General features: G+C 49.8%; 1 pseudogene. It reads left to right on the top strand.

The window, feature by feature from the left end:
* Positions 1-73: 73 nt before the first annotated feature.
* Positions 74-841, top strand: a pseudogene (locus tag ACFO3I_RS19055) (IS3 family transposase); the annotation flags it as partial.

Raw genomic sequence — 841 nt, 5'->3', positions numbered from 1 at the left:
TGTAGTGGCACACTGAATTTGGCCACCTGATTAGAGGTGTTATGATCCACCTCGTAAGCAATTAGGTGACATGATGAACAAAAAGACAAGACCCACATTCAGCCCTGAATTTCGTCTGGAATGCGCGCAACTGGTGCTGGACCAAGGTTACTCGGTTGCTAACGCAGCGGCAGCGATGAATGTTGGTAAATCCACCATGGATAAATGGGTTCGGCAATTGCGCGAAGAACGCTCCGGAGTCACGCCCAAAGCCACACCGATGACGCCAGATCAGCTAAAAATTCGCGAATTAGAGAAGCGGATCAAGCAGATAGAGCTGGAAAAAGAAATCCTAAAAAAGGCTACCGCTCTCTTGATGTCGGACTCGCTGAACAATTCACGATAATTGCTCAGCTCAAGCAGAGTTATGCCGTGGCGCAGTTGTGCCGGGTGTTTGAAGTCCATCGCAGCAGCTTTAAGTATTGGAAAAAGCCCAAGCAGGTGCAGCCTGAGCAGGTTGTCCGGCTAAGCAAAGTCCGTGAGTTGTTTGATGCCAGCAATGGCTCCGCAGGCTCTCGTAGCATTGCAACGATGGCAAGCGCACAGGGCGTTAAAATGAGCCGTTACCTGGCGGCTAAGTACATGGAAAAGCTTGGGTTTATCAGCTGTCAGCTGCCGTCGCATTCATATAAAAAGACCGGCAGTGAGCGGATTGATATCCCAAATTTGCTGGCTCGCCAGTTTGCCGTAACCAAGCCAAATCAGGTGTGGTGCGGCGATGTGACTTATATCTGGACAGGCAACCGCTGGGCATACTTAGCGGTAGTGATGGATTTATTTGCAAGAAAACCAATTGGTTGGG

The organism is Rheinheimera marina, from assembly GCF_042654345.1.
Taxonomy (GTDB): Bacteria; Pseudomonadota; Gammaproteobacteria; order Enterobacterales; family Alteromonadaceae; genus Pararheinheimera; species Pararheinheimera marina.
Note: the sequence above shows the minus strand (reverse complement) of the source record. Positions and strands in the feature narration are given on the sequence as shown.